This is a genomic window from Nitrospirota bacterium, from assembly GCA_030684575.1.
Taxonomy (GTDB): Bacteria; Nitrospirota; Nitrospiria; order Nitrospirales; family Nitrospiraceae; genus Palsa-1315.
Genome location: JAUXVD010000008.1, coordinates 613,663 through 626,893 on the forward strand (window position 1 = coordinate 613,663; position 13,231 = coordinate 626,893).

The following is a 13,231-nucleotide window of genomic DNA, read 5'->3' on the forward strand; positions in this document are numbered from 1 at the left end:
CGGTTTACAAACGTTGGCATTCGCTTCGCGCGAGACAACGGACGACACCCACGAGAGGAGTGTGCGTATGGCCAGCCGAGTCCAAGACCAACCGATCGTGCCGCGGATGGGGCAATGCGTGCGTCGGTGGTTCGCCTCGATCGGCCTCGTGAGCATGGTGCTCATCTGTGGGCTGAGTCCAGCCGGCGACATCAGCTACGTGTACGACAACCTCGGGCGGCTGATGGCGGTCATCGATCCCGCCACAGATACGGCGGTCTATCAGTACGATGCCGTTGGCAACTTGACCGGCATCACGCGGCAAACGTCGGCGACCCTCGCAATCTTCCAATTCACGCCCTCCAGCGGGCCAGTTGGGACCCCTGTAACCATCTATGGTACGGGTTTCAGCGTCACGCCCGCGTCGAATACCGTGAAATTCAACGGCACCACCGCAACGGTGCTCACGGCGTCGGCCACAGTACTCACGACTGCGGTTCCGGCAGGGGCGACCACTGGCACGATCAGCGTCATGGTCGCAGGGACGACGGCCACCAGTGCCGCGGCCTTTACTGTCGGCGCCGGCGGAGCCCCCACATTGTCTAGCTTCAGTCCAACGGTAGCTGGGTATGGCGCGACCGTCACCCTTACCGGGACCAACTATGACACCACGCTGATTAACAACCGCGTGGCATTTACGGCGGCAATCGGTTCCGCCGCGACCGCGACGACGACCACGATCACGGTGCCGGTTCCGGGGAGCGCCCAAACCGGTCCGATTGCGGTGTCCACGACTCAGGGCAAGGCCACGAGCGTCCAGGAGTTCTTTGTGGCGCCTCCCGGGGTCCTGGCGACAGATATCCAATACACCGGCCGCATTACGGTGAACGGGCCGACCGCCACCGCGTCCATCCCCACGGCAAATAAGAATGGCCTGATGGTTTTCGACGGCGCTGCGGGGCAGCGCCTCAGCATCGGACTCAGCAGTGCGACGATCGCGAGTTTCTATGTGTCGGTCTATCGTCCAGACGGCGGGGCGCTGACGATACCGGTCTCCTACAACAGCAGTGGTGGCGGGCTCGACATTCCGGTCTTGCCCATGGCCGGGACCTATACGATTTTCCTGGATCCCTATTCGACCTATACCGGCAACGTGACGGTCACGCTCTCCACTGAGGTGATGGGCAACATCACTCCTGGTGGCGCCGCCGTGCCGGTTTCCATCAGCCGAGTTGGCCAGAATGCGCGGTACTTCTTTACCGGGACGGCTGGTCAAACCGTGAGTCTCAACCTCAGCAGCGTGACGATCACCACGGGCAATGTGTCCCTTATCAAACCGGATGGGAGCCTGCTCACAGGGCCCACCTCCTTTGGGACAGGCGGGGGGGTGATCGACACGCAGGTGCTGCCCACCTCCGGCACCTATGCCATCTTCGTCGATCCGTCGAGCAGCTACACCGGCAACGTGACGCTCACGCTCTACAATACAGCGGATGTCACCGGCACGATCACCATCGACGGTGCCTCGGTCGCATCCACACTCACCGTGCCAGGTCAGCGGGCCCGCTACACGTTTACGGGCACCGCCGGACAGTGGGTGAATCTGGGCTTCTCCAGCGTCAGCATGGCCACATCGACCGTCTCGCTGCTCAAGCCAGATGGCAGCACCTGGACGAGTACCACGATCTATAGTAGCGGCGGCAGCCTCGATCCCACGACCGCTCTCCCGACGACTGGAACCTATACGATTGTGGTCGATCCAACCGGTGCCTATACCGGTAGCATGACGCTGACCTTGTCGTCCGCGTTGACGGGATCGGTCACGCTTGATGGCGCGTCGGTGCCGCTGACTATCGGCCGGGTTGGTCAACAGGCGCGTTATACGTTCAGCGGGACGAGCGGCCAGTGGGTGAGTCTCGGCCTCACCTCCGTGACGATGACCACTGCCAATGTGACGCTCTTGAAGCCGGATGGCACGACACTCGCCTCCACGTCGGTCGGCACGGCTGGTGGTGGCTTGGAACCACCCGGTGCCCTGCCCTCGACCGGGACCTACACCCTCGTCGTCGATCCCTCGGGTGTGTACACGGGGAACATCACGCTCACGTTGATGTCCTATCTCACCGGTGTGCTGAATCTGGATGGAGCTGCCACGTCTGCGACCATCGCGACGGTCGGCCAAAATGCGCTCTATACGTTCAGTGGCACAGCCGGTCAATGGGTCAGTTTCGGATTCACCGGCGTGACCCTCCCCTCTGCCTTCATCTCACTCCTCAAACCGGACGGGACCTACTTGACGGGAGCTTCGATCGGCACCGGCGGCGGCAGCCTCGATCTCTCGACAGCCCTGCCGACGACGGGGATCTATACTCTCACGGTGAATCCCGCCGCGGCCTATACCGGCGTGATGACCATCACGTTGTCGTCGGAGGTGACTGGCACGGCTACCATCAATGCGGCGGCAACACCGGTTACGATTAGCCGCGCTGGTCAGAATGCGCGCTATACGTTCGCGGGTACGGCGAGCCAGCAGGTCACGGTGAGAATTACCGGCAATACTCTGGGAACCGTGACGGTGAATCTCTATACCCCGAGCGGCGGTTATCAAACCGGGACGACCCAAGCGGGAGCCAGCTTCAATCTGCCCACCGTGACTCTTGCCACGACCGGCACCTACACGATCACCCTCAATCCTTTGACGACCACCACCGGCAGTCTCAACCTACAGGTGACCAACCCATGAGATATACATCCATCGTCACATCGCTGACCCGCATTGTTGTGGTGCTCAGTCTGAGTCTTGTACCGACAGTACTCTTAGCACAAACGTTTCTACCGCCCGGTGATGTGAACGGAGTTCCTCTCAAGCCTGGCCAGTTGCTCAGCTCCGGCACTAGTGCGACAACCTATTTCATGGGGCAGGCCGCCATGATCACGCTGAATTCGAACCCGACGTATGATGCCATGACATGGTTCAAGTCATGCTGCCCAGCTGATCCGATTCCTCCAAATTGGATCACAGGATTTGGGGGATATATGGTGCAATGTCAACCGAATGGAGGAGATCGTGGGGGATTCCAGTACCGTGTTCCATTATTAGGTGGGAATGACATTGTCACCGTTGAATGGGGCACATCCTGCTCGGGGGGATGGAACCCTCAGTATGTCACCGGGTTCCATTACGCAGGCCAACCCAACGGGCCCGTGTTTCAGGCTTATCCGCCGGTGAAGTCCAAGAATCCTGGTAATGCGCTGACCTGTTCTATGGCAGGCGATCCCTGCGATACCAAGACCGGGTTGTACTATCAGCAAGATACCGACATCGAAGTCCCCGATGTCATGCCGATCAGGTTCACTCGCACCTATCGCACGGAGGATACGGCCTCTCGCGTCTTCGGAATCGGGGCGAGCCATCCCTACGATCAATACATGCTCCGCGATGATTTGTGCACTGCTACACGAGTGATCTTGCCGGATGGGGCCTACATCCACTTCACCCGCACGAGCGGCACGAACTGTCTCGACTCGGTACTCCAACACAGCACCACCCATACGGCTTTCTATGGCGCGACGCTGGCGTGGGATACCACGTTCATGCGCTATCGGTTGAAGTTCAAAGACGGCACCGAATGGCGCTTCAGCGACTACGGGTCCCTCGTGGCGATGCTGGATCGCAATGGCAATACGATCACGCTTACACGCGCGGCGGGCGGGGGGCTCGCGGGAAATCTCACCAAGATCACCTCTCCGAACGGACGGTACCTCATGTTTACCTACGACGCGAGTAACCGTATTACCCAGGTGACCGACATCCTGGGCCGCACGATCGCCTATACCTATGACGCCAGCGGTCGCCTGTGGAAAGTGACCAATTCGCTCACCGGCGTGGCCGAATACACCTACGATGCTTCACATCGGCTGCTTACCATGAAGGAACCAGGGGGGAACATCCACGTCACGAACACCTACGATGCCAATGGCCGCGTGGCCACGCAGACCCAGGCCGACGGGACCACCTATCAATTTGCCTATGCACTGGATGGAAACGGCAACGTCACGCAGACCGACGTGACCGATCCGCGCGGCTATGTGAAACGGTTTGTCTTCAACAGCTCCGGGCTCACCACCTCTATCACCGATGCCTCTGGCCAGCCCGAAGCCCAGACCACAACCTACGAATGGCAGGCGACGACGAATCTTTTACTCAGCGTGACCGATGGGTTGAACCGCAAGACGGCCTATACCTATGATGCCAAGGGCAATACCCTCACCGTGACCAAACTCGCCACGACGCCGAATGCCGTGACGACGACCATGACCTATGAGCCGGTCTTCAACCAGGTCGCCACTGTCGCCGATCCGCTCAATCACCAGACCACGTTTGCCTACGATGCCAAGGGCAATCTCACCACGATCACCAACGCGTTGAACAAGACCACCACGATCACGGTGAATGCCCAAGGTCAGCCCCTCACCATCACCGATCCTCTCAGTAACGTGACGACGTTTACCTATGAAGTGGGCGATCTGGTCAAAGTCAAAGATCCGTTGAATCGAGAAACCCAACGGATTCTGGATGCGGCGGGGCGCCCCAGGAACCTCACCAATCCGCTCGGGCAGAAGACCCTCTATACACCGGATGCTTTGGATCGCATTACGCAATTGACCGACGCGATCAATGGGAATACGGCTTTTGCCTACGACGCGAACAGCAATCTACTAACTGTCACCGATGCCAAATCCCAGAAGACGATTTACACCTACTCGAATATGAATCGGACAAGTACCCGTAAAGACCCGTTGGTGAATACCGAGACCTATACCTACGACAACAACGGGAATGTTGCCACGGTGACGGATCGGAAGAGCCAGGTCACGACGAACACCTACGATCCCTTGAATCGAAGAACCAAAGTTTTGTTCCAGGATGGGACCTCGACCAATTACACCTACGATGCGGGGAATCGGGTGACGCAGGTGCAAGAAAAAGACGCGAGCAACATTGTGACCGCGACGATCACGCGGACCTATGATGGACTCGATCGGCTGACCCAAGAAGTCACGGCGCAGGGGACGGTGAATTATGTCTACGACAACGCCTCTCGTCGAACATCCATGACCGTAGCGGGCCAAACGGCGGTGACCTATACCTACGACAATGCCAACCGATTGACCCAGGTCCAGCAGGGCACGAGCACCGTGACGATCGGGTACGATGATGCCGATCGCCGAACCAGTCTCACACTCCCTAACACCAACAGCATCACCTATGCCTACAACGCGGCGTCAGAACTCACGAGCCTCACGTACAAGCAAGGGGCGAGCGTTATCGGCGATCTGACGTACACGTACGATTTGGCTGGTAATCGGATCAAGCAGGGCGGAGCCTTTGCGAGAACGACGATCCCTCCCGCTCTGTCCACCGTCAGCTACAACGCGAACAACCAGCAGGCCACGTTCGGGACCAATGCCCTCGGCTACGATTTCAACGGCAACCTGACGAGCGTGGCCGATCCCTCAACCGCTGCCACGTATAGCTGGAATACCCGGAATCAACTGGCAGGCATCACCGCGACCGGCTTCGCCGCCTCCTTTACCTACGATTCCTTTGGCCGACGAACCGGCAAGACCATCCAGGGCGTCACGACCAATTTTGTCTACGACGGGTTGAATCCGGTACAAGAAAAGGCAGGAGCGACGGTCACGGCCAATCTGCTAACAGGACTGGGAATTGATGAGTTCTTTCAACGAACTGACGGGGTTGGAAGCCGCGCCCTGCTCACGGACGCGCTCGGCTCAACCGTTGCATTGGGGGATAGCACCGGCACATTGCAGACGCAGTACACCTATGAACCGTTTGGCTCTGCGACGACAGTTGGACAGACGAATGCGAGCAGTTATAAGTACACCGGACGAGAAGTTGATGGGACAGGGCTCTACTATTATCGAGCCAGGTATTACCACCCAAGGTTGCAGCGGTTCATTGCGGAAGATCCGATTGGGTTTGCTGGCGGGGATATCAACATCTATGGCTATGTGCAAAACGATCCAATGAGTGGCATTGATCCTTTGGGGCTTGAGACAGGAGCAGTCACCATGCAATCGTTGCTATTATCAACCTGCAACTGCCCTAATGTACCCCCTGGTCCATCCGGGGCCTCGTGTCCAGCGAACATCGGACAGGCACAACAGAGCTACAACCCGTTTTGGTTTTACAAGCAAGTCGATGATATTGGGCCGTGGGACTATAAACGACAGGGGATCCAGTACGAGAACTTTGGCAACTTTAATTATGGTGCTTCAGGGAGTGCCTTCGGATTCCCTGATCAGATCTTGTATCGAATGGCGGGGTGGGCACATCAGCGCAAGGGCTCCATGCCAGGATTGGGAGTCTGGTATGGCAGCTATCCGTATGGAGATGACCCGAAAGACCAGCAATGGATTCAGCGAGGGATACAATACTACCGGTGCAAATGTTACTAATACTTATGTCTAGTGTTCACCGCTCTGGTCAAGCGCCAGTACTTTCCTGGCTAGGATTCTTGTCTGTAATTACCATGCTGCTCTTGGGAATTGCTTTGGTTGGATGTCCCGCACGTGAAGGTCGCGAGATTGAACGCCACACATCACTGGATAAGGTCGTAGACGCAGTGGTAGTTGAGCCAAAATCGCATGCGACGGCTCCTATAATGACAGATATATACTTGGTAGCGTCAGGGAAAAATTGGAAGGACGAAATTCCAGTGATCACAGGAGACTATATAGAGGGGCTGCGAGTACAGTGGGAGCGTCCACGTTTTCTGACAATTCATTATAAGAAAGGTCGTATTCGACATTTTACCAATATTTGGTACACGAAAGACGTTCAGAATTTCGAGTACGTGATTGAACTTCGCTTAGTGCCTGAGACAGATTCTACTCTTCCTAACTAGAGTTACACGCTACCAGTAACCTCCTCTCCGCCACTGATGCCAAATTCAACAGACGGTCTACACCTATTCGAATATGAATCGGGCGAGCACGGGCAAAGATCCGCTCCTCAAGACCGAGACCTATACGTACGACAACAATGGGAATGGACTAAAAGGGGTCAGGTCTTGCAATCGAACATGGTGAGGGGGTAGCCTCCGCCACATGGCCCGTCCACTTCGCCTTGAGTTCCCTGGAGCCGTCTACCACCTCACCAGTCGGGGCAATGCCCGGCAGGACATTGTGGCGGATGACCGCGATCGAACCGACTTTCTCTCCCTGCTCGCACATGTGATCGATCGGTACGGCTGGCTCTGTCACGCCTACTGTCTGATGGACAACCACTACCATCTCCTGATTGAAACGCTTCAGCCCAATCTCTCGCTGGGCATGCGGCAGCTCAATGGCCGCTATACCCAGGCCTTCAACCGGCGACATGAACGGGTAGGGCATCTCTTTCAAGGGCGGTTCACCGCGATCTTGGTGGAAAAAGAAGCGCACTTACTGGAGCTCTGTCGCTACGTGGTCCTGAATCCGGTGCGGGCGAAGATGGTCACGCATCCCCGGCAATGGGCGTGGAGCAGTTATCGGGCGACGGTGGGGGAGACGACGGCTCCGGCTTGGCTGACGACCGATTGGGTGCTCAGTCAATTTGGCCAACGGATGGGACCTGCGCGGGAGCATTATCGGACCTTTGTGTCCGAAGGGCGGGGTGGACCGCGACCCTGGGAGCAACTGACGGGGCAGATCTATCTGGGCTCCGAGGCGTTCGTGGCGGAGCACCAGCCCAATCGGGTCATTCGCGATGTCCCCCGCAAGCAGACGCAGGCCCAGCGGCCCACATTGCGCGTCCTCTTTCAGCGAAACGACACGGAGGCGTGGCTCATTTATATGGCCTATCGACAGTATGGCTATCGATTAGCCGAGATTGCCGACCATGTGGGCGTGCATGCTGCCACGATCAGCCGGAGACTCAAGCGAGCGGAGCAGTCAATGTCATGATTGCAAGATCTCTCCCTAGGTATGTACCCATTTGGGGCCCACAGGCTCAGGTCAACGGTGTTCTCTTCACGTATGATTAACCGAGAATTGTGGTGAGGGCGTGCCGGAGGAGGGCTTGTTCGTTGGCAGTCAGCCGTCCGAGTTTCTTGAGTACGAGGGCCGGCTCGATCGTCGTGAGCACCGGTTTGAGGACGGAGGGTTTCAACAGCCCCGCGCCACGCCAGTCGTGAACCAAGACCTCACCCACGGCGTCCGGGGTAAGGGGCTGACTCGTGACGGCCATGATAATCAGATCTGGGCGCTGGCGATGATAGGCCGGGCTACTGATCACGACGGCAGGGCGGCGCTTCGTGGTGGATTGATCGGTGAAGGGGAACGGGACGAGAACGATGTCCCCGAACTCATAGCCGGTCATAGTCGGCATCGTCGGGGTTGTCCCAGACTCGTGTCAATGCGGCAGTGGCTAGTTGCCCAGCAGCCTGTGTCAGCCTGCGTTCGTCGGCCAGGCGATGCGCCAGAAAATCGACGAAGTCTTCGACTTCGGATACGCGTTCTGGCGGGAGGTTGCGCAGCTTTTCAAGAATGGTTTGTTCGTGTACGTTCGTCATGTACCTCACTCCATTTTTCTTAGCCTACACTGGCCATATGGCAGAGAGCAATGATTCTCTATCATGCGGCTCGCTGTGAGGTGGCCCCAGGCCTCCTTGTGCAGACAGCGGGACGGCGACGATCACCAGAGCCTATGACGGACTCGATCGGCTGACCCAAGAAGTCACGGCGCAGGGCATCGATGTAGGGGGCAAGCATACGGCGAATGTATGTCCAGAGACTGCAGAGGCGGAGAGAGGAAGGGTGCGTGAGCCTGTTAGTGACTACCGCCGGAAATAACGGGTCGGATTTCAACCTGATCGGCGTCGTAGAGCATTTCATCTTCAGTGACGAGGTCGTCGCCTTTGATCACGAGATGTGCCTCGACGACGAGGTTCAATTCTTTTAAGAGATCTTTGACCTTCTTGGGGCCTTTGACTTCGACGGTTCTTGCTGGATGGCTGAGTTGGACTTGCATGGGAGCATCATAGGCTGGGCGACGGGCACGAGGCAAGGGGCGAAGGGCACGCTGCGTACGATCAAGGCAAATATCCTTCAGCCCCTAGCCGTTTGCCCCGTGCCGCTCGCCTAAATAGATGCTTCGCGCAGGAATTTCGCCGATTCTTCCGGCGCCACAGGATTGATATAGAACCCCGTGCCCCATTCGAAGCCGGCCACCTGGGTCAGCTTGGGAATGATTTCGATATGCCAATGGTAGTAGTCCCCGGTCTTCTCGTGGAGAGGGGAGCTGTGCAAGATGAAGTTGTAGGAGGGGTTGGCCAGGACCTTGTTCATGCGTCGGAGTGTTTCGGAGAGAATCGGCGCGAGAAACTCAAATTGAGTTTTTTGGCTTTCTTCGAAGTAGCCGGCATGGCGCTTGGGGAGAATCCACATTTCGAAGGGAAAGCGTGGCGCAAAGGGCGTGACGCAGACGAACTCCGGATTCTCCGCCACGATGCGGTCGCCATCCGCGAGATCCTGCCGGAGAATATCGCAATAGATGCAGCGCTCCTTCTGCTCATAATGAATCCGACAGCCCTCGATTTCTTCCCGAACGCTGGTCGGGGTGATCGGCAGGGCGATGAGTTGCGAATGGCTGTGCTCCAAGGTGGCGCCGGCTGAGGCGCCGTGGTTCTTGAAAATCAGGATATAGCGCAATCGCAAGTCTTTTTTTAGATCGATCATGCGATCGCGATAGGCCCACAGGACATCCTCGATCCGCTTCGTCGGCATGTCGGCCAGGCTATCGGTGTGGCTCGGGGTCTCAATGATCACTTCATGGGCGCCGATCCCGTTCATTCGATCGTAGAGGCCAAAGCCCTCGCGGTCGAGGCCGCCTTCGACTTGGAGCGCGGGGAACTTGTTCGGCACGACACGCACGGTCCAGTTCGGGCCGTTGGGCTCCAGTGGTTGCGGGCGATAGGCCATGATTTCTTTCGGCGTCAATCGTTCTTGCCCTGGGCAAAATGGGCAGAGGGACGCCGCCAATGGTCGTGCGGCATGCACGGGAACGAAGTCGTGTGGCCGGGCATTCCGTTCCGTCGAAATAATGACCCACCGACCGACAATCGGATCACGTCGTAAATCAGGCATGTCTTCTCCTCTGAAGATAGGCGAAGGGTACGGGGCGAAGGGCGATAGGCATTAGCATTCTTTTCAGATCTCTCGCCCCTTGCCTCTGGCCGTCGGTTTATACGCGCCACAGATTCGCTTCAAACTCCGGACCTGGGACGAGAAAGGTCGCGGGCTTGTACTGTGGGTAACGTGCCACTTCCAATTGATGTTCCAGGATCAAAATGGTCATACGGAGTTCCTGTCCTGGCGTGAGCTGTAAGTCTTTGAACGGCACAGCCAGCTCGAGAATCTGCTTATGACAGATCGATGCGTAGGAGCCGATCTCCTGCCACGACCCGCCGGCCAGCTTTTGCGAGAGGATAAACTGGTCTGGCCCAGAGGGCGCGAGTGGAGAGGACAACCGATAGAGGTGCTCGGGTGTGTGCAACTGCAGCTCGACCGTGAGTCCGGCCTGCCGAGGCTGCGATTGCTCGTCCGGATCGAGCCGGAGATAGAGGTGGTCTAGGCTCCAGCCGAATTGAATGTCGGTGAGTAGGCCTTCGGCTTTCCACATCGCACCGAGCGGCGGCTGTGTCGTGATCCTCCCTGCTCCGCGCCATTCGAAAAAGTCGGTCACGCGCCCGTCGATGGAGGGGCTCAGCAACGCAAGCGGCGCGGTCACTAGATCTGTTTCCGGCATATCGCGTGGACGACAGATCGGCTGATTCAAGAGGTCAGGCGGCGTTAGTCCTGCGATCGTCCAGACGTTGCGAAGGTGGGTGCGAAAGAGCCGGTCGAACTCCTCGTTGTAGCCGGAATCGAAATCGTCCCCATACCACCAGAACCAATCGCTGCCTTCGGCGGCATAGAGTTCATCCCAGGCGGCCTGCGCCCGATCAGGGGGGAGCGTTGAGGAAATCTCGGCGAGGCGAGATCGCGTGTGGCTCACCAGATCCCATCCCCGATTATCTTCCTGATGGCCGATCCAAATCTTATAGTCCTGATTGATCCAGGAACCAGAATGGAGATGGCTGACTCGTCGAGTAGCCGGTGCGGCATCGAGCGCGGCAGAAATCGTGGCGGTGGTGGTGCGGAGTTCGTGACCATCGAGGGCGCCGGTCGAGCAGGCCTTGTAGAGGAGCGAGAGAAACTGCTCGCCTCCCTCGTGGTAATGCTCCCAGGGGTTTTCCCCGTCGAGCACGATGGCGATGGTGACCTGTTCTTGCGGTGCGTCGGTGATGATCTGACGCAGCCGGCGCAGCACATCTTCGGCGGCCATCTCGGGCGTCGTTTTGTGGTAGACGAAGCCGAAGGCATCGGAAATCTCCCGATCGCGAAACAGCATCGTGACCTCATGCCCCTCCGTTCCGACCCGGTAGGGCTGATAGAGATCCCGGCGGCGTTCCCACGGCTCCTGGGCCGCGTTGAGCGAGCGCGCGAGGATGCCTTCGTCGGTCGCAAGCCAGCGCAGACCGACCTTCGGCAACATGGGAATCAGTTCCGGGCAGACGGAGCCTTCCGACGGCCAGAGGCCTACCGGGGCTCGGCCGAATGTGGCGGTATGAAATTCGACGGCACGTCGTAGCTGCGTCTCCGCATCTTCCGGCGCATGAAATCGTGAGGGGAGTGGAAGGTCCGGCCTGGCGCGTCGGGTAAAGTCGGTATCGATGATGAGCGGCAGGATCGGATGAAAGAATGGCGTCGTCGTGAGCTCGATTTGTTCACGCTCCAGCAGTCGTCGATAGAGCGGCACGATCTCCCGGACTGCGACGAGCTGGAGGGCCAGGACCTCCTGTTTGTCCTCTTCCGTGAAGCCTCGGCCTTTCGCACGTAGAGCGGCCAGGCGCGGATAGCGACTGACGGTGCCGTAGCCGAACCAGGCGAGGTTGTGCCAGGTCTGCAAGTCCAGCAGATCCTGTGTGGAGAACTGTCGCGCCACCCGCTCCAGTTCGCGGCCTGCGACGTCCGTTCCGCGCTTCACGAGCAATTCATGGTAGCGCGGGTAGGGGCGTACCATCGTAGCCCAATTGGCGGAGAAAAAATGGCGGATGAGAAAGGCTTTTTCTTCCGGACGAAGATCCGCCGCCGGGCGTTGGGCATGTTCGAGAAAGAGGTCGCGTACGGCTCCTGATCCGACTTCTTGCAGCTGTAATAGGAGCGAGGGGGTGAAGTTGAACGTGGCCTTGATCGAGGGGAACTTCTCCAGCCCATAGGCCATGTCGTAGTAGGCCTTGGTGGCATGCAGCCGCACCCAGGGCATGCTGGCAGACCCCGCGACCGGGTCTGTGTAATAGGGCTGATGCATGTGCCAGAGAAAACAGATTCGGGCAGTCTTCATGGTCGAATGCTTTAGCAGGAGGCTGAAAACGTCCGCCAGCAGCGTTCTCGGCTCAGCGAAATCCTCAACGTACCCGTAAGGGTACGCCTCCGGTTTCGTTTCGCCTGCGGCCTTGCTGGACGGCCATTTCGAGCCTCCTGCCGGAGCGTATTCCTGTTGTTCTAAACGTGCGACCAGTTAAGTCTGGCGTGTTCTATAGTCTTTCCGCAACCCGTTCGTTATAAGTATCGCATAGGGTCGGAGACGGAGCGAGAGGAAATTCATGTGTGACGTAACTCGGCAAGATACGATGACTCAGGTGCTTTGGTATTGGTTGCCGGTGGCCCTGTATGCCGGATTGATTTTTTTTCTGTCGTCCCAGTCGCATCCGGAAGATACCTTGCCATCGTTCTTGTTCAAAGAGGTCAGTGACAAAGTCTTGCACGCGGTGGAGTATGGCATCTTGGCCGTGCTCTGCTACCGGGCCTTTCGCTGGGCAGCAGGGCCGGCTCTGGCTCGGCAGGCAGTCGTGTTAGCGATCGTGACAGCCTCGGTGTACGGCATCACGGATGAAGTACATCAAGCCTTCGTCCCTCTCCGCGAGTCCAGTTGGCAGGATTGGCTGGCCGATACCATCGGTGCGGTCATCGGGGTGATGAGCTGGCGGTCCATCGGATCGGATTGATGCGGCGGGTGAGAAAGGCTGGACGAGCGAGATCAGCAGGACGGGCCAAATAGAGAAGGCATGGAGGATTTTTCTCTCCGCATGTCCACTCGGACCCTCCTCTCCAGTTCAATCCCCAGCAAAGCAAGGGCATGAGG

The 13,231-nt window shown here is 58.1% G+C and carries 9 protein-coding genes; 4 read left to right on the plus strand and 5 right to left on the minus strand.

Annotated features, from left to right (window positions below; genetic code table 11):
* Positions 1-67: 67 nt before the first annotated feature.
* From Q8N00_06105 to Q8N00_06115, 3 genes are all read left to right on the plus strand, one after another.
* Entirely contained in the window at positions 68-2,722 is a 2,655-nt protein-coding gene (locus Q8N00_06105) for an IPT/TIG domain-containing protein (protein ID MDP2382359.1), read from the plus strand.
* Positions 2,719-6,462, plus strand: coding sequence for an RHS repeat-associated core domain-containing protein (locus Q8N00_06110; protein ID MDP2382360.1), 3,744 nt, complete (start codon positions 2,719-2,721; stop codon positions 6,460-6,462). The genes Q8N00_06105 and Q8N00_06110 overlap by 4 nt, the downstream gene beginning before the upstream one ends.
* A 651-nt stretch (positions 6,463-7,113) precedes the next feature.
* Positions 7,114-7,950: a transposase gene (locus tag Q8N00_06115; GenBank protein ID MDP2382361.1), complete on the plus strand. Its 837-nt coding sequence runs from the start codon at positions 7,114-7,116 to the stop codon at positions 7,948-7,950.
* Positions 7,951-8,026: 76 nt separating this feature from the next.
* Here the strand turns inward: Q8N00_06115 and Q8N00_06120 are convergent, their stop codons facing one another.
* From Q8N00_06120 to Q8N00_06140, 5 genes are all read right to left on the minus strand, one after another.
* Complete coding sequence (locus tag Q8N00_06120) at positions 8,027-8,374, minus strand: type II toxin-antitoxin system PemK/MazF family toxin (protein ID MDP2382362.1); 348 nt, start codon at positions 8,372-8,374, stop codon at positions 8,027-8,029.
* Positions 8,352-8,558 (minus strand): toxin-antitoxin system, antitoxin component, Xre family protein, encoded by a 207-nt coding sequence (locus Q8N00_06125; GenBank protein MDP2382363.1) that lies wholly within the window; start codon positions 8,556-8,558, stop codon positions 8,352-8,354. The genes Q8N00_06120 and Q8N00_06125 overlap by 23 nt, the downstream gene beginning before the upstream one ends.
* 257 nt (positions 8,559-8,815) lie before the next feature.
* On the minus strand, positions 8,816-9,016 hold the full coding sequence (locus tag Q8N00_06130) for a thiamine biosynthesis protein ThiS (GenBank protein ID MDP2382364.1): 201 nt from the start codon (positions 9,014-9,016) through the stop codon (positions 8,816-8,818).
* A gap of 110 nt (positions 9,017-9,126) precedes the next feature.
* Entirely contained in the window at positions 9,127-10,131 is a 1,005-nt protein-coding gene (gene galT, locus Q8N00_06135; GenBank protein ID MDP2382365.1) for a galactose-1-phosphate uridylyltransferase, read from the minus strand.
* Positions 10,132-10,228: 97 nt separating this feature from the next.
* A complete protein-coding gene (locus Q8N00_06140) occupies positions 10,229-12,430 on the minus strand; it encodes a glycoside hydrolase family 57 protein (protein MDP2382366.1) in 2,202 nt (733 codons plus the stop codon).
* A gap of 262 nt (positions 12,431-12,692) precedes the next feature.
* Here Q8N00_06140 and Q8N00_06145 point away from each other — a divergent pair, with 262 nt between their 5' ends.
* Complete coding sequence (locus tag Q8N00_06145; GenBank protein MDP2382367.1) at positions 12,693-13,094, plus strand: VanZ family protein; 402 nt, start codon at positions 12,693-12,695, stop codon at positions 13,092-13,094.
* Positions 13,095-13,231: the final 137 nt, after the last annotated feature.

Excerpts from the sequence above, each read along its gene's own strand:
- Q8N00_06120 (MDP2382362.1), bottom strand. The coding sequence starts at position 8,374 with ATGCCGACTATGACCGGCTATGAGTTCGGGGACATCGTTCTCGTCCCG.
- Q8N00_06130 (MDP2382364.1), bottom strand. The coding sequence starts at position 9,016 with ATGCAAGTCCAACTCAGCCATCCAGCAAGAACCGTCGAAGTCAAAGGC.
- Q8N00_06125 (MDP2382363.1), bottom strand. The coding sequence starts at position 8,558 with ATGACGAACGTACACGAACAAACCATTCTTGAAAAGCTGCGCAACCTC.
- galT (MDP2382365.1), bottom strand. The coding sequence starts at position 10,131 with ATGCCTGATTTACGACGTGATCCGATTGTCGGTCGGTGGGTCATTATT.
- Q8N00_06110 (MDP2382360.1), top strand. The coding sequence starts at position 2,719 with ATGAGATATACATCCATCGTCACATCGCTGACCCGCATTGTTGTGGTG.
- Q8N00_06140 (MDP2382366.1), bottom strand. The coding sequence starts at position 12,430 with ATGAAGACTGCCCGAATCTGTTTTCTCTGGCACATGCATCAGCCCTAT.
- Q8N00_06145 (MDP2382367.1), top strand. The coding sequence starts at position 12,693 with ATGTGTGACGTAACTCGGCAAGATACGATGACTCAGGTGCTTTGGTAT.
- Q8N00_06115 (MDP2382361.1), top strand. The coding sequence starts at position 7,114 with ATGGCCCGTCCACTTCGCCTTGAGTTCCCTGGAGCCGTCTACCACCTC.
- Q8N00_06105 (MDP2382359.1), top strand. The coding sequence starts at position 68 with ATGGCCAGCCGAGTCCAAGACCAACCGATCGTGCCGCGGATGGGGCAA.